Genomic DNA, 16,169 nt, shown 5'->3' with positions numbered 1-16,169 from the left:
CCCGGCGACCTGACCGGCCACGAGGTTCTGGTCACCGCCCTCGCCGACCACCCGCGCATCCTGCTCGCCGCCGCCCGCCACCGGGCCCCGGACCGGCTCGCCCGGCACCTCGTCGACGTGGCCGACGCCTTCCTCGGCGACGCCCGGCTCCACGCCGGCGTGCTGCCCCGAGGAGAGGAGAAACCCTCGGCCGCCCACCGCGCCCGGCTCGCGCTCGCCGAAGCCACCGGGACGGTGCTCGCCGGCGGCCTGACCCTGCTCGGCATCGACGCCCCCGCATTCCTGTAGAAGAGACGAAGAGAGCGCCCACGCAGTCATGAGCCGTTCCGCACACCCCGCAGGCCCCCGCCACGCCGACGTCCTGCCCGAGGGCCACTACGCCGCGCCGCCCACCGACCTCAACGCCCTGGACCCGAAGGTGTGGTCGCAGACCGTCGACCGCGACGCCGAGGGAGGCGTGAGCGTCGGCGGCATCGAGGTCGCCCGGCTCGCCGAGGAGTTCGGCACCCCGGCCTACTTCCTCGACGAGGCCGACTTCCGCGCCCGGTGCGCCGCCTGGCGCGACGCCTTCGGCCCGGACGCGGACGTCTTCTACGCGGGCAAGGCCTTCCTCTCCCGCGCCGTCGTGCGCTGGCTGCACGAGGAAGGGCTGAACCTGGACGTCTGCTCCGGCGGCGAACTCGCCACCGCCCTCGCCGCCGGCATGCCCGCCGACCGCATCGCCTTCCACGGCAACAACAAGACCGAGGAGGAGATCGAGCGGGCCGTCGCGTCCGGCGTCGGGCGCATCGTCCTCGACTCCTTCCAGGAGATCGTCCGCGTCGCCCATGTCGCCGACCGGCTCGGCAAGCGCCAGCGCGTGCAGATCCGTGTGACCGTGGGCGTCGAGGCCCACACCCACGAGTTCATCGCCACCGCGCACGAGGACCAGAAGTTCGGGATCGCCCTCGCCGGGGGACAGGCCGCCGAGGCCGTGCGCCGCGCCCTCAAGCTCGACGGGCTCGAACTCATCGGCATCCACAGCCACATCGGGTCGCAGATCTTCGACATGGCCGGGTTCGAGGTCGCCGCGCGCCGCGTGGTCGGCCTGCTCGCCGAGGTGCGCGACGAGCACGGGATCGAGCTCCCCGAGATCGACCTCGGCGGCGGCCTCGGCATCGCGTACACGAGCGACGACGACCCGCGCGAGCCGCACGAGATCGCCAAGTCGCTGAGCGAGATCGTCACGCGCGAGTGCGAGGCCGCCGCCCTGCGCACGCCGCGCATCTCCGTCGAGCCGGGCCGCGCCATCGTCGGGCCGACCGCGTTCACGCTCTACACGGTCGGCACCGTCAAGCCGCTCGAAGGGCTGCGCACGTACGTCTCCGTCGACGGCGGCATGTCCGACAACATCCGGACCGCCCTGTACGACGCCGAGTACACCGTCGCCCTCGTCTCGCGCCGCTCCGACGCCGAGCCGATGCTGGTCCGCGTCGTCGGCAAGCACTGCGAGAGCGGTGACATCGTGGTGAAGGACGCGTTCCTGCCCTCGGACATCGCCCCCGGCGACCTGATCGCCGTCCCGGCCACCGGCGCGTACTGCCGCTCGATGGCCAGCAACTACAACCACGCGCTGCGCCCGCCGGTCGTCGCCGTGCGCGACGGCGAGGCCAGGGTGATCGTCCGGCGCGAGACGGAGGAAGATCTCCTGCGTCTCGACGTCGGATAAATGAAATATCTGTCTCATCATCCGGACCGGGGGCAGAAACCCCGGTCCGGTGGGTGAGACTGGTTCCACCGTAGACACCGTAGAGATACGTCGACGCAGTAGTAGTGGCAGTAGTAGGAGAGGAAACGAGGTCGGATGATGCGTACGCGTCCGCTGAAGGTGGCGCTGCTGGGCTGTGGGGTCGTCGGCTCAGAGGTGGCGCGCATCATGACGACGCACGCCGAAGACCTCGCCGCGCGGATCGGCGCACCGGTCGAGCTCGCGGGCGTGGCCGTCCGCCGGCCGTCCAAGGTCCGCGAAGGGATCGACCCCGCCCTCGTCACCACCGACGCCACCGCGCTCGTCAAACGCGGCGACATCGACGTGGTCGTCGAAGTCATCGGAGGGATCGAGCCCGCGCGCACCCTCATCACCACCGCCTTCGAGCACGGCGCCTCCGTCGTCTCGGCCAACAAGGCGCTGCTCGCCCAGGACGGCGAGGCCCTGCACGCGGCCGCCGTCGAGCAGGGGCGCGACCTGTACTACGAAGCGGCCGTCGCAGGTGCCATCCCGTTGATCCGCCCCCTGCGCGAGTCCCTCGCGGGCGACAAGGTCAACCGTGTCCTCGGCATCGTGAACGGCACCACGAACTTCATCCTCGACAAGATGGACTCGACGGGCGCCGGTTACCAGGAGGCCCTCGACGAGGCCACCGCCCTCGGGTACGCCGAGGCCGACCCGACCGCCGACGTCGAGGGCTTCGACGCCGCCGCCAAGGCCGCCATCCTCGCCGGCATCGCCTTCCACACCCGCGTCCGCCTCGACGACGTGTACCGCGAGGGCATGACCGAGGTGACCGCCGCCGACTTCGCGTCCGCGAACGAGATGGGCTGCACCATCAAGCTGCTCGCGATCTGCGAGCGGGCGGCCGACGGCGGTTCCGTCACGGCCCGCGTGCACCCTGCGATGATCCCGCTCGACCACCCGCTGGCCTCCGTGCGGGGGGCCTACAACGCGGTGTTCGTCGAGGCCGAGGCCGCGGGCCAGTTGATGTTCTACGGGCCCGGTGCCGGCGGTTCGCCGACCGCGTCCGCAGTGCTCGGCGACCTCGTCGCCGTCTGCCGCAACCGACTGGGCGGCGCGACGGGACCCGGCGACTCCGCGTACACACAGCTGCCCGTCTCCCCGATGGGCGACTCCGTGACGCGGTACCACATCAGCCTCGACGTGGCCGACAAGCCGGGCGTCCTCGCCCAGGTCGCGACGGTCTTCGCCGAGCACGGGGTCTCCATCGACACCGTGCGGCAGTCGGTAAGGAAAAGCAGCGGCGACGAAGTCGCCATCGAACAGGGCGGTGGTGGGCGACGGGCGGGCGGCGAGGCGTCCCTCGTCGTCGTCACCCACCGCGCCGCCGACGCGGCCCTCACCGGGGTCGTGGACGCGCTGCGTCAGCTCGACACCGTGCGCGGTGTCGCCAGCATCATGCGTGTTGAAGGGGAGTAGCAGGGATGACCGGAATGACCCACCAGTGGCGCGGCATCATCGAGGAGTACCGGGACCGGCTCCCGGTGACCGGCACCACGCCGGTCGTGACGCTGCGCGAGGGCGGTACGCCGCTCGTGCCCGCGCAGGTGCTCTCCGAGCGTCTCGGCTGCGAGGTCCACCTGAAGGTCGAGGGCGCGAACCCGACCGGCTCCTTCAAGGACCGCGGCATGACCATGGCCATCACGAAGGCCAAGGAGGAGGGCGCGCAGGCCGTCATCTGCGCCTCCACCGGCAACACGTCGGCGTCCGCCGCGGCCTACGCCGTGCGCGCCGGCATGGTCTGCGCCGTGCTCGTCCCGCAGGGCAAGATCGCGCTCGGCAAGATGGGCCAGGCGCTCGTCTACGGCTCGAAGATCCTCCAGGTCAACGGCAACTTCGACGACTGCCTGAACCTGGCCCGCAGCCTCTCCGAGAACTACCCGGTGGCGCTGGTCAACTCGGTCAACCCGTTCCGCATCGAGGGCCAGAAGACGGCCTCGTTCGAGATCGTGGACGCGCTCGGCGACGCGCCCGACATCCACGTCCTGCCGGTCGGCAACGCGGGCAACATCACGGCCTACTGGAAGGGCTACAAGGAGTACGCGGCCGACAAGGTCTCGTCCCGCACCCCGCGCATGTGGGGCTTCCAGGCCTCCGGTTCCGCGCCGATCGTGCGCGGCGAGATCGTCAAGGACCCGTCGACGATCGCGACCGCGATCCGCATCGGGAACCCCGCCTCGTGGCAGTACGCGCTCGCCGCGCGCGAGGAGTCCGGCGGCTTCATCGACGAGGTGACGGACCGTGAGATCCTGCGCGCCTACAAGCTGTTGGCGTCCCAGGAGGGTGTCTTCGTCGAGCCCGCGTCGGCCGCGTCGGTCGCCGGTCTGCTGAAGGCCGCCGAGCAGGGCAAGGTCGACAAGGGCCAGAAGATCGTCTGCACCGTCACGGGCAACGGGCTCAAGGATCCGGACTGGGCCGTCTCGGGCGCCCCGCAGCCGGTCACCGTGCCGGTGGACGCGGTCGCGGCGGCGGAGCGACTCGGCCTGGCGTGACCGTTGCGCCTGGCTGATACCCCGTCAACTGGGCGTATCCGCACAGGGGGTGCACAGGGGGCTTACGACACGCATCGTGCGCCTCCTGTGCGCCCTATGTCGCCACAGAACCTTCCTTCGATAGGCTGTACCGAACCCGCCCACCGCATATGCCGTGGTGCCGCCGCCGTTGCCTCGTTCGCGGCCCGGGTGTCGACGTACGCAGCACAAGACATCGGAAGTCTCGGAAGTTCCCGAAAACCTCGACCGTCGTACCTCTCGCAGATCTCGTCAGTCCCGTAAGTCTTCGGTAGTTCCCGATACGTCCCGCAGCTCAAGGAGAGTCATCGAGCGATGGCCGGTCCCGCGTTCCGCGCCGCCGCCGTCAGGGTGCGCGTCCCCGCCACCAGCGCCAATCTCGGCCCGGGCTTCGACGCCCTCGGCCTGTCGCTGGGGCTCTACGACGACGTGGTCGTCAGGGTCGCCGACTCCGGGCTGAACATCGACATCGCAGGTGAGGGCTCCGAGACCCTGCCGCGCGACGAGTCGCACCTTCTCGTACGTTCCCTGCGTACCGCCTTCGACCTGCTCGGCGGGCAGCCGCGCGGCCTCGAGATCGTCTGCGCCAACCGCATCCCGCACGGCCGGGGGCTCGGTTCCTCCTCCGCCGCCATCGTCGCGGCGGTCGTCGCCGCGCGCGCCGTGACCATAGGCGGCGACGCCCGGCTCGACGACGCCGCGCTGCTGGAGCTGGCCACGGAGATCGAGGGCCACCCCGACAACGTGGCCCCCTGCCTGCTCGGCGGCTTCACCATCGCCTGGATGGAATCGGGCGCGGGGCGTGCGGTCCGCCTCGACGCCGCGAGTTCCGTCGTCCCGGTGGTCTTCGTCCCGGGAAAGCCGGTCCTGACCGAGATGGCGCGAGGACTTCTGCCGCGCACCGTCCCCCATGTGGACGCAAGCGCCAACGCGGGCCGGGCGGCCCTGCTCGTCGAGGCCCTGACAAGGCGCCCCGAGCTGCTGCTGCCTGCCACCGAGGACCGTCTCCACCAGGACTACCGGGCTCCCGCCATGCCGGAGAGCGCCGCGCTGGTGGAGCGGCTGCGGGCCGACGGAGTACCCGCGATGATCTCCGGGGCGGGACCGACGGTCATCGCCCTGGTGGAGGACGACGCGGCCGACAAGGTCGCCCGGCTGGCCGGCGAGGGATGGGCGGCCAACCGCCTGGCCCTCGACGCCGACGGGGCGTGCGTGCTGCCGCTCGGCTCCTCTCCCGTCTGATCGAAAACGTACGGTTGCCGGATTTGGAGAGGGGGAATGTTTGTTGGATCCGGTAGTGTTAACCTCAAGTCTGCACCCGACCCCACCATGGCGAGGTGCTGTGTGTCCCCGTCCGGGACAACCATTCTTCCGGGAGCCTCCCCAGTCTTTCCGAGCAATGCCCTCTGTCGGGACACGGCTCTGAATGCTGGCGAGCATGCTCCGGAACCGGCGTGACCGAGCCGCGTGACACAGAAATCCAGTGCACCCGCGGAATCCGGAATCGCTGTCACCAATGAATTCTTCCGCCTCTTCGGCGGACAACCGCCCCGGCACGGTCCGTACAGGCAGGACCACCGCCGGACAGCACAACCGGTCGCCGAGCCAGACAGGCCGACGTCCGCTCCAGGGAAGGACCCTTCGTGAGCGACACCACCGATCTGATGGGCGTGACTGCCGACAGCTCTGCTGCCGCGCCCGCCGCGTCCGCAGGGGACGCCTCTGCTGCGCCTGCCCGGCGGCGCCGCGGTACCGGCCTTGACGGCATGGTGCTGGCCGAGCTGCAGCAGGTCGCCTCGGGCCTCGGTATCAGGGGCACCGCGCGGATGCGCAAGAGCCAGCTGATCGAGGTCATCAAGGAGGCGCAGGCGGGGGGCGGTGCCCCCGCGAAGAGCGCCGACGCCGCTGAGGCGAAGCCGAAGCGCCGGGCCACCTCGAAGGCCCGTACCGGCGACGAGGCCGCGGCCGAGGCCGTGCAGGCCAAGACGGACGCCAAGGCGGAGAAGGCCGAGGCCGCCGACACCGGCGCCGCCAAGGCGAAGAAGGCCGCCCAGCAGCAGATCGACATTCCGGGCCAGGGCGCCGGGGACGAGCAGCCGGCCGGTGAGCGCCGTCGCCGGCGTGCCACCTCCGAGGCGGGCAGCCCCGAGACCGTCACGGCCGAGGCCAAGGCCGAGGACCGCCAGGAGAACAAGTCCGGCGGTGAGAACAAGGGCGACGGCGGCGAGAACAAGGGCGAGGGCAACGACGGCCGCCGTGAGCGCCGCGACCGCCGTGACCGTGGTGAGCGGGGCGACCGCGGTGACCGGGGCGACCGTGGCGGCCGCGACCGTGACCGCCGTGGCGGCAAGGGCGACGACCAGGGCAACAAGGACCAGGGCGGCGGCCGGCAGCAGCAGGGCGGCGGCGGCCGGCAGGACCGCGACCGCAACAACGGTCCGCAGGACGACGGCTACGACGATGACGCGGGCGGCCGCCGTGGCCGCCGGGGCCGCTACCGCGACCGCCGTGGGCGTCGCGGGCGCGACGAGCAGGGCTTCGGCAACGAGCCGCAGGTCTCCGACGACGACGTCCTGATCCCCGTCGCGGGCATCCTCGACATCCTCGACAACTACGCCTTCATCCGTACGTCGGGCTACCTCCCGGGCCCCAACGACGTCTACGTCTCGCTCGCCCAGGTCCGCAAGAACGGCCTGCGCAAGGGTGACCACGTCACCGGTGCCGTCCGGCAGCCGAAGGAAGGCGAGCGCCGCGAGAAGTTCAACGCGCTCGTCCGCCTCGACTCGGCGAACGGCATGGCGGCCGAATCCGGCCGCGGGCGCCCGGAGTTCAACAAGCTCACCCCGCTGTACCCGCAGGACCGGCTCCGCCTGGAGACCGACCCGGGTGTGCTCACGACCCGCATCATCGACCTCGTCGCGCCGATCGGTAAGGGCCAGCGCGGTCTGATCGTGGCCCCGCCGAAGACCGGCAAGACCATGATCATGCAGGCGATCGCCAACGCGATCACGCACAACAACCCCGAGTGCCACCTGATGGTCGTCCTGGTCGACGAGCGTCCGGAAGAGGTCACCGACATGCAGCGGTCGGTCAAGGGCGAGGTCATCTCCTCGACCTTCGACCGTCCGGCCGAGGACCACACGACGGTCGCCGAGCTCGCCATCGAGCGCGCCAAGCGCCTCGTCGAGCTGGGCCACGACGTCGTCGTGCTGCTCGACTCCATCACGCGTCTGGGCCGCGCCTACAACCTGGCGGCCCCGGCCTCCGGGCGCATCCTGTCCGGTGGTGTCGACTCGACCGCCCTGTACCCGCCGAAGCGCTTCTTCGGTGCGGCCCGCAACATCGAGGACGGCGGTTCGCTGACCATCCTCGCGACGGCTCTCGTCGACACCGGGTCCCGCATGGACGAGGTCATCTTCGAGGAGTTCAAGGGCACCGGCAACGCCGAGCTCAAGCTCGACCGGAAGCTCGCGGACAAGCGCATCTTCCCGGCGGTGGACGTCGACGCGTCCGGTACCCGTAAGGAAGAGATCCTGCTCGGCAGCGACGAGCTCGCGGTCACCTGGAAGCTGCGTCGCGTGCTGCACGCGCTCGACCAGCAGCAGGCGATCGAGCTGCTGCTGGACAAGATGAAGCAGACGAAGTCCAACGCGGAGTTCCTGCTGCAGATCCAGAAGACGACGCCGGGGCCGGGCAACGGCAGCGACTGACGTCACTGATTCCGTACGAGGGCTGGGCCCCGCCGCTTCCCGCGGCGGGGCCCAGCCCTTTTGCGTCCCCCTGAGCCGTCCCCGGAGACCTTCACCACATGCATAAGAATCCGCAGGCTGCGTGAAGCATGCGACACACGAGGGCAAACGTGCAGGTGAGAGGGGTGGGGGACCTTGGTCCCGTTACGTTCCGTGGCCACGGATAGCCGCAGCGAGTACAGCGCGCTGTGCAACCCTTCTTTGCGGTTCGCCGTCACACCGAGTGAAGAGCGGAAGCCGACCCAACCCCGAACAAGCAGACAAACCTGCGAGGAGCACATGCCGGACAGTGACAGCAACCCCGGGCGCCATCGCGCCAAGGGCCGTCGCCGCAAGCCGCGCGCCGGACGCGGCAAGGCGCTGCGCGTCGCGGCATGGAGTGCGGCGGGAGTCGTCGTCCTCGGCGGCACCGGGCTCGGCTTCGTCTACTTCAAGCTCAACGGCAACATCAAGAGCGTCGACATCAACCAGGCCCTCGGCACCGACCGGCCCGACAACGTCGACAACGGCTCGCAGGACATCCTGGTGCTCGGCTCCGACAGCCGCGCGGGCAGCAACAAGGAGGTCGGCGGCGGCCAGGACGAGGGCTCGGCCCGCTCGGACACGGCGATGGTCGTCCACATCTACAAGGGGCACAAGAAGGCGAGCATCGTCTCCATACCCCGCGACACCCTCATAGACCGGCCGTCCTGCACCGACAAGGACGGCACCGAGCACGCGGCCCAGAGCGACGTCATGTTCAACTCGGCCTACTCCACGGGCGGCGCGGCCTGCGCGGTCAAGACCGTCGAGTCCATGAGCGGCATCCGCATGGACCACTACGTCGAGGTCGACTTCAGCGGTTTCCAGGACCTCATCGACGACCTCGGCGGCGTCGAGATCACCACCAGCAAGGCGATCAACGACCCCGACAGCCATCTCGACCTCACCGCCGGCACCCACAAGCTCAACGGGAAGCAGTCGCTCGGCCTCGTACGGACCCGGCACGGCGTCGGCGACGGCAGCGACCTCGGCCGCATCCAGCTGCAGCAGGCGTTCATGAAGGCCCTGATGGACCAGATCAAGGACGTCGGCGTCTTCACCAGCCCGAAGAAGCTGTACGACCTCGCGGACACCGCCACGAAGTCCGTGACCACCGACTCCGAGCTGGCGTCCGTCAAGAACCTCACCTCGTTCGCGAACGGCCTCAAGGGCATCGGCTCGAACGACATGAGCATGGTGACCATGCCCGTGCAGTACGACACGGCCGACGCCAACCGCGTCCTCGTCGACCAGACCAAGGCGGACCAGGTCTGGAAGGCCCTCAAGGCCGACAGGGCGGTCCCGAAGGCCGCCTCCGAGGGCACCGCCACGGGCTCCGCGGACAACGTCGTGAAGTAGCCCGGGAGGGGCCCGGGAATACTTCCGGGCCCACCCCGGTTTTGGGGGATGACGCCAGTCCTGGCAGACTGGTACGTCGGCTCCGGTTCACGCTCCCGCAATCCGCGTCAGCGACCCGGCGCCCTCCCGAACCTAGGAGACACCTTGAAGCGCGACATCCACCCCGAGTACGTCGAGACGCAGGTCAGCTGCACCTGTGGCGCGTCGTTCACCACTCGTAGCACCATCGACTCCGGCACCATCCGTGCCGAGGTCTGCTCCGAGTGCCACCCGTTCTACACGGGCAAGCAGAAGATCCTCGACACCGGTGGCCGTGTGGCCCGCTTCGAGGCCCGCTTCGGCAAGGCTGCCGCTGCCAACAAGTAGCGAGGCTCCAGCGCCGGTCTCCGGTGCCCCTTTCGCGGGGGCGCCGGGACCGGCGCTTTGCGGTGCAGCCCCGGCGATCCGGGGCACCCCCGGAATGACACAGCATCCACGTAGCAGCAGGAGCCGGAGATGTTCGAGGCCGTCGAGGACCTGATCGGTGAGCACGCCGACCTGGAGAAGAAGCTCGCGGACCCGTCGGTGCACGCCGACCAGGCCAACGCGCGCAAGCTGAACAAGCGCTACGCCGAGCTCACCCCGATCGTCGCGACGTACCGCTCCTGGAAGCAGACCGGCGACGACATCGAGACGGCCCGCGAACTGGGCGCCGACGACCCGGACTTCGCGGCCGAGGTCAAGGAGCTCGAGAGGTCGCGCGAGGAGATCACCGAGAAGCTGCGGCTGCTGCTGGTGCCCCGCGACCCGTCCGACGACAAGGACGTGATCCTGGAGGTCAAGGCCGGCGCCGGCGGCGACGAGTCCGCCCTGTTCGCCGGTGACCTGCTGCGCATGTACCTGCGCTACGCCGAGCGCGTCGGCTGGAAGACCGAGATCATCGACGCCACCGAGTCCGAGCTCGGCGGCTACAAGGACGTCCAGGTCGCCGTGAAGACCAAGGGCGGCAACGGCGCGACCGAGCCCGGCCAGGGCGTGTGGGCCCGCCTCAAGTACGAGGGCGGCGTGCACCGCGTGCAGCGCGTGCCCTCGACCGAGTCGCAGGGCCGCATCCACACCTCCGCCGCCGGCGTGCTCGTGACGCCCGAGGCCGAGGAGGTCGACGTCGAGATCCACGCCAACGACCTGCGCATCGACGTGTACCGCTCCTCCGGCCCCGGCGGGCAGTCCGTCAACACGACCGACTCCGCCGTGCGCATCACGCACATCCCCACCGGAGTCGTCGCGTCCTGCCAGAACGAGAAGAGCCAGCTGCAGAACAAGGAGCAGGCGATGCGTATCCTGCGCTCCAGGCTCCTTGCCGCGGCGCAGGAGGAGGCGGAGCGCGAAGCCGCCGACGCCCGCCGCAGCCAGGTCCGCACCGTCGACCGCTCCGAGAAGATCCGCACGTACAACTTCCCGGAGAACCGCATCTCCGACCACCGCGTGGGCTTCAAGGCGTACAACTTGGACCAGGTGCTCGACGGTGACCTCGACGCCGTGATCCAGGCGTGCGTCGACGCGGACTCGGCCGCCAAGCTCGCCGCCGCGTAACCCTGTACGTCTGCACGTAAGCGAAGCCCCGGAGGACCAGCGTGAACCTGCTGCTCGCGGAAGTGGCCCAGGCCACCCAGCGGCTGGCCGACGCCGGCGTGCCCTCGCCGCGCAACGACGCGGAGGAGCTCGCCGCCTTCGTGCACGGCGTCAAGCGGGGCGAGCTGCACACCGTCAAGGACGCGGACTTCGACGCCCGGTACTGGGAGGCCACCGCGCGCCGCGAGGCCCGCGAGCCGCTCCAGCACATCACCGGGCTCGCCTACTTCCGCTACCTGGAACTCCAGGTCGGGCCCGGCGTCTTCGTGCCGCGTCCCGAGACCGAGTCGGTCGTCGGGTGGGCCATAGACGCCGTGCGCGCGATGGACGTCGTCGAGCCGCTCATCGTCGACCTGTGCACCGGCTCCGGCGCCATCGCGCTCGCGCTCGCCCAGGAGGTCCCGCGCTCGCGCGTGCACGCCGTGGAGCTGTCCGAGGACGCCCTCAAGTGGACGCGCAAGAACGTCGAGGGGTCCAGGGTCGACCTGCGCCAGGGAGACGCCCTGGAGGCCTTCCCCGACCTCGACGGCCAGGTCGACCTCGTCGTCTCGAACCCGCCGTACATCCCGCTCACCGAGTGGGAGTACGTCGCCCCCGAGGCCCGCGACTACGACCCGGACATGGCGCTGTTCTCCGGCGAGGACGGCCTCGACCTGATCCGCGGCATCGAGCGCACCGCCCACCGGCTGCTGCGCCCCGGCGGTGTCGTCGTCATCGAGCACGCGGACACCCAGGGCGGCCTGGTCCCCTGGATCTTCACCGAGGAGCGGGGCTGGGCGGATGCCGCCGACCACCCGGACCTCAACAACCGGCCCCGGTTCGCGACCGCCCGCAAGGCGATGCCGTGACCGCAGCCACCCCATCTGAGCAGACCGAGCAGTACGTGTACGAGGAGGCCCTCTAAATGGCACGGCGTTACGACACCAACGACGCGACCGACCGCGCAACCGGTCTGCGTGAAGCCGCGTCCGCCGTCCGCCGCGGCGAACTCGTCGTGCTGCCCACCGACACCGTCTACGGCGTCGGCGCCGACGCCTTCACCTCCGAGGCGGTCGGCGACCTCCTGGAGGCCAAGGGCCGCGGCCGCAACATGCCGAGCCCCGTCCTCATCGGCTCCCCGAACACGCTGCACGGCCTCGTCACGGACTTCTCCGAGATGGCCTGGGAGCTCGTCGACGCCTTCTGGCCGGGCGCCCTCACCCTCGTCGCCAAGCACCAGCCGTCCCTGCAGTGGGACCTGGGGGAGACCCGTGGCACCGTCGCCGTGCGCATGCCGCTGCACCCGGTCGCCATCGAACTGCTCACCGAGGTCGGCCCGATGGCCGTGTCCTCCGCCAACCTCACCGGCCACCGCTCTCCCGAGGACTGCGACGCCGCCCAGGAGATGCTCGGCGACTCCGTCTCCGTCTACCTCGACGGCGGCCCGACCCCCGGCATCGTGCCCTCCTCGATCGTCGACGTCACCGGCAAGGTCCCGGTGCTGCTGCGCGCCGGTGCGCTCAGCGCCGACGAGCTGCGCAAGGTGGTACCCGACCTCGAGGTGGCGAATTGACAGCCCCGGAGACGGGGCGTGGCATAGGCACCGGCTACGGGGGACTCGCGTTCCCCAGCGACTCCTTCCGCATCCTCCACGTCAGCACCGGCAACGTGTGCCGCTCGCCGATCACCGAGCGGCTGACCAGGCACGCCCTCGCGGACCGGCTCGGCGACCCGCTGGCCGGCGGCCTCGTCGTGGAGAGCGCGGGCACCTGGGGCCACGAGGGCGCCCCCATGGAGGCCAATGCCGAAACGGTCCTGGCCGACTTCGGCGCGGACGCCTCCGGCTTCGTCGGCCGCGAACTCCTGGACGACCACGTCATAAGGGCCGACCTCGTGCTGACCGCGACGCGGGACCACCGCGCCCAGGTCATCTCCATGGGGCACAGCGCGGGGCTGCGCACGTTCACGCTGAAGGAGTTCACCCGGCTCGTGCAGGCCATAGACCCGGCGACGCTCCCGGACGCGCTGGAGTGCGGCGTGGTCGAGCGCGCGCGGGCCCTGGTGCGTGCCGCGGCGGCCCTGCGCGGATGGCTGCTGGCCCCGTCCGTGGAGGCGGACGAGGTGTACGACCCGTACGGGGCGCCGCTGCCGTTCTTCCGGTCGGTGGGCGGCGAGATCAGCGAGGCGCTCGACCCGGTGGTCAGCGCCCTGACGGGCGTCAAGAAGTAGGCAGCCCAGGCGGCCCGCAGCCGCCGGACCTACATTGGAAGGCACCCCCTCCCACCGCGAGGCCCGGAGCCGAAGATGCCGGTGATCACCGAACCCGCCCCCCTCGCCGCACTGCGCCGCCAGGACCCCGAACTGGCCGAGGTCATCCTCGCCGAGACGGCCCGCCAGGCGGACTCCCTGCAGCTGATCGCCGCCGAGAACTTCACGTCCCCCGCAGTGCTCGCCGCCCTCGGCTCCCCGCTCGCCAACAAGTACGCCGAGGGCTATCCCGGCGCCCGTCACCACGGCGGCTGCGAGCTCGTCGACGTCGCCGAACGCATCGCGATCGACCGCGCCAAGGCGCTCTTCGGTGCCGAACACGTCAACGTCCAGGCACACTCCGGCTCCTCCGCCGTGCTCGCCGCGTACGCGGTCCTGTTGCGCCCGGGCGACACGGTCCTCGCGATGGGCCTGCCCTCCGGCGGCCACCTCACCCACGGGGCTCCGGGCAACTTCTCCGGCCGCTGGTTCGACTTCGTGGCGTACGGGGTCGACCCCGAGAGCGGGCTCATCGACTACGACGAGGTCCACGCGGCAGCCCGCGCGCACCGGCCCAAGGCCATCGTCTGCGGCTCGATCTCCTACCCCCGGCACATCGACTACGCGGCCTTCCGCGCCATCGCCGACGACGTGGGCGCCCACCTCATCGCGGACGCCGCGCACCCCATCGGCCTGGTCGCCGGGGGAGCGGCGCCGAACCCGGTCCCGTACGCCGACATCGTCTGTGCCACCACGCACAAGGTCCTGCGGGGCCCGCGCGGCGGCATGCTGCTGTGCGGCGCGGAGCTGGCCGACCGGGTCGACCGGGCGGTGTTCCCGTTCACCCAGGGCGGGGCGCAGATGCACACGATCGCCGCGAAGGCCGTCGCGTTCGGGGAGGCGGCGACGCCGGCCTTCAACGGGTACGCGCACCAGGTCGTCGCCAACGCCCGGGTGCTGGCCGCCACCTTGGCCGCCCAGGGCTTCGCCGTCACCACGGGCGGCACGGACACCCACCTGGTCCTCGCGGACCCGGCACCGCTCGGCGTACTGGGCCAGGTGGCCCGCGGCCGTCTGGCCTCGGCCGGCCTGGTCCTCGACACCTGCGCGCTGCCCCACGGGGAGGGCCGCGGGCTGCGCCTGGGCACTGCCGCGCTCACCACACAGGGCATGGGGGAGGCCCAGACGGCCCGTGTCGCGGTGCTCCTGTCGGGTGTCGTACGAGGTGATCTCGATCCGCGCGCGGCCCGCGAGGAGGTCCGGGAACTGGCCGGAGAATTCCCGCCGTATCCCGCCGGATAACGGGTAGCGGACCCGCCGGGACGGCCCGCGGTCCTGCGCGGCCGGTCACTCGTGCAACCATCGTCGCTACCCGGAAGTCCTCACCCCTAAGCACACGAAGCTAGGGTGTGGGGCTGAGATGGCCAGCGATACCTGTGGGGAAGCCCGTGCGTGAATACCTGCTGACGCTCTGCATCACGGCCGCGGTGACCTATCTGCTCACAGGCCCGGTGCGGAAGTTCGCGATCGTGGCCGGCGCGATGCCGGAGATCCGTGCACGTGACGTGCACCGGGAGCCCACGCCGCGGCTCGGCGGTATCGCCATGTTCTTCGGCCTGTGCGCGGGGCTCCTGGTCGCCGACCACCTGACCAACCTGGACAAGGTCTTCGACTCGTCGAACGAGCCACGGGCACTGCTCTCCGGGGCCGCGCTGATCTGGCTGATCGGTGTGCTGGACGACAAGTTCGAGATCGACGCCCTGATCAAGCTGGGCGGCCAGATGATCGCCGCCGGCGTCATGGTCATGCAGGGCCTGACGATCCTGTTCCTGCCGATCCCGGGCGTGGGCACGGTCTCCCTGACCCAGTGGCAGGGCACGCTGCTCACGGTCGCGCTCGTCGTGATCACCATCAACGCGGTGAACTTCGTCGACGGCCTGGACGGCCTCGCGGCGGGCATGGTGTGCATCGCCGCCACCGCGTTCTTCCTGTACGCCTACCGCATCTGGTACGGGTACGGCATCGAGTCCGCGGCCCCCGCGACGCTGTTCGCGGCGATCCTGATGGGCATGTGCCTGGGCTTCCTGCCGCACAACATGCACCCCGCGCGGATCTTCATGGGCGACTCCGGCTCGATGCTCATCGGGCTGGTCCTGGCGGCCGGCGCCATCTCCATGACCGGGCAGGTCGACCCGGACGCGCTCCGGCTCAACCTCGGCAGCGGCCGGGACGCCACCCACGCGATGCTCCCCGTCTTCATCCCGCTGGTGATGCCGCTGACGATCATCGCGATCCCGTTCGCGGACCTCGTGCTCGCGATCGTGCGCCGCACGTGGAACGGGCAGTCGCCGTTCGCCGCCGACCGCGGCCACCTCCACCACCGCCTCCTGGAGATCGGCCACTCCCACAGCCGCGCGGTCCTGATCATGTACTTCTGGTCGGCGCTCATCGCCTTCGGCGCGGTCGCCTACTCCGTGCACTCCGCGTCCGGCATGTGGGTCGTGCTCACCATCGTCGCCCTGAGCTTCGTCGGCCTCGTACTGCTCCTGCTCCCCCGCTTCACCCCGCACGCCCCGCGCTGGGCACAGCACTTGGTACCGCCGCGCTACCGGCGCCGGGCCGCCGCGGCGGACTCCGCCGCGGGCGCGGAGGCGTCCGAGGACGAGGCGGACCCGACGCCGATCCCCGCAGGAGTCAACGGCGCGACAGCAATTGGCGCCCGTTCGCGCTTCACGGATCGGCGCAAGGACAAGACCTTCAGCTGAGGCCGGGTTTGCTGTTTGCGGGCAGGGGAGTTGGTGAAGGAACCGGTGTGACACCGGTGTGCTCACAAGGCGCGCGTTGATTCCCTGGTCCCTCTGGATCATGTGTGATAGCAATGAGCATGTCATTGGGGGAACGGCACCGTCCCTGACCAGGGCG

At 70.6% G+C, this 16,169-nt stretch carries 14 protein-coding genes; all 14 read left to right on the top strand.

Annotation, left to right across the window (positions count from 1 at the left end):
• The coding region (locus G3I40_RS17740; RefSeq protein WP_275410195.1) for a DALR anticodon-binding domain-containing protein at nucleotides 1-288 on the top strand (288 nt) is incomplete at its 5' end.
• 28 nt (nucleotides 289-316) lie between these two features.
• A complete protein-coding gene (gene lysA, locus G3I40_RS17735; RefSeq protein ID WP_164303113.1) occupies nucleotides 317-1,708 on the top strand; it encodes a diaminopimelate decarboxylase in 1,392 nt (463 codons plus the stop codon).
• Nucleotides 1,709-1,843: 135 nt separating this feature from the next.
• A complete protein-coding gene (locus G3I40_RS17730) occupies nucleotides 1,844-3,190 on the top strand; it encodes a homoserine dehydrogenase (protein ID WP_164303112.1) in 1,347 nt (448 codons plus the stop codon).
• Between the two features lie 14 nt (nucleotides 3,191-3,204).
• Nucleotides 3,205-4,263, top strand: coding sequence for a threonine synthase (thrC, locus tag G3I40_RS17725; RefSeq protein ID WP_164303115.1), 1,059 nt, complete (start codon nucleotides 3,205-3,207; stop codon nucleotides 4,261-4,263).
• A gap of 333 nt (nucleotides 4,264-4,596) precedes the next feature.
• Nucleotides 4,597-5,523, top strand: coding sequence for a homoserine kinase (gene thrB / locus G3I40_RS17720; protein WP_164303111.1), 927 nt, complete (start codon nucleotides 4,597-4,599; stop codon nucleotides 5,521-5,523).
• A 401-nt stretch (nucleotides 5,524-5,924) separates the two neighbouring features.
• Nucleotides 5,925-7,991 carry a transcription termination factor Rho gene (gene rho, locus G3I40_RS17715; protein WP_164303110.1) on the top strand — a complete coding sequence of 689 codons (2,067 nt, stop codon included), beginning with the start codon at nucleotides 5,925-5,927 and terminating at the stop codon, nucleotides 7,989-7,991.
• A gap of 318 nt (nucleotides 7,992-8,309) precedes the next feature.
• Nucleotides 8,310-9,410 carry an LCP family protein gene (locus G3I40_RS17710; RefSeq protein ID WP_164303109.1) on the top strand — a complete coding sequence of 367 codons (1,101 nt, stop codon included), beginning with the start codon at nucleotides 8,310-8,312 and terminating at the stop codon, nucleotides 9,408-9,410.
• 144 nt (nucleotides 9,411-9,554) lie between these two features.
• Nucleotides 9,555-9,776: a 50S ribosomal protein L31 gene (gene rpmE / locus G3I40_RS17705; RefSeq protein ID WP_081219441.1), complete on the top strand. Its 222-nt coding sequence runs from the start codon at nucleotides 9,555-9,557 to the stop codon at nucleotides 9,774-9,776.
• A 129-nt stretch (nucleotides 9,777-9,905) separates the two neighbouring features.
• Nucleotides 9,906-10,982, top strand: coding sequence for a peptide chain release factor 1 (gene prfA / locus G3I40_RS17700; RefSeq protein ID WP_164303108.1), 1,077 nt, complete (start codon nucleotides 9,906-9,908; stop codon nucleotides 10,980-10,982).
• A gap of 41 nt (nucleotides 10,983-11,023) precedes the next feature.
• Nucleotides 11,024-11,869 (top strand): peptide chain release factor N(5)-glutamine methyltransferase, encoded by an 846-nt coding sequence (gene prmC, locus G3I40_RS17695; RefSeq protein WP_164303107.1) that lies wholly within the window; start codon nucleotides 11,024-11,026, stop codon nucleotides 11,867-11,869.
• Between the two features lie 56 nt (nucleotides 11,870-11,925).
• Complete coding sequence (locus tag G3I40_RS17690) at nucleotides 11,926-12,573, top strand: L-threonylcarbamoyladenylate synthase (RefSeq protein ID WP_164303106.1); 648 nt, start codon at nucleotides 11,926-11,928, stop codon at nucleotides 12,571-12,573.
• The gene (locus G3I40_RS17685) at nucleotides 12,570-13,229 is read left to right on the top strand and encodes a protein-tyrosine-phosphatase (protein ID WP_164303105.1); all 660 of its coding nucleotides are present in this window, start codon (nucleotides 12,570-12,572) and stop codon (nucleotides 13,227-13,229) included. The genes G3I40_RS17690 and G3I40_RS17685 overlap by 4 nt, the downstream gene beginning before the upstream one ends.
• A gap of 75 nt (nucleotides 13,230-13,304) precedes the next feature.
• Nucleotides 13,305-14,549, top strand: coding sequence for a serine hydroxymethyltransferase (gene glyA / locus G3I40_RS17680; RefSeq protein ID WP_164303104.1), 1,245 nt, complete (start codon nucleotides 13,305-13,307; stop codon nucleotides 14,547-14,549).
• Between the two features lie 146 nt (nucleotides 14,550-14,695).
• Nucleotides 14,696-16,012, top strand: a complete 1,317-nt coding sequence (locus G3I40_RS17675; protein WP_164303103.1) for an MraY family glycosyltransferase — start codon at nucleotides 14,696-14,698, stop codon at nucleotides 16,010-16,012.
• Nucleotides 16,013-16,169: the final 157 nt, after the last annotated feature.

The sequence above is a fragment of the Streptomyces sp. SID14478 genome (assembly GCF_010548525.1).
In the GTDB taxonomy this organism is placed as follows: Bacteria; Actinomycetota; Actinomycetes; order Streptomycetales; family Streptomycetaceae; genus Streptomyces.
This window is presented reverse-complemented; position numbering and strand designations above follow the sequence as displayed.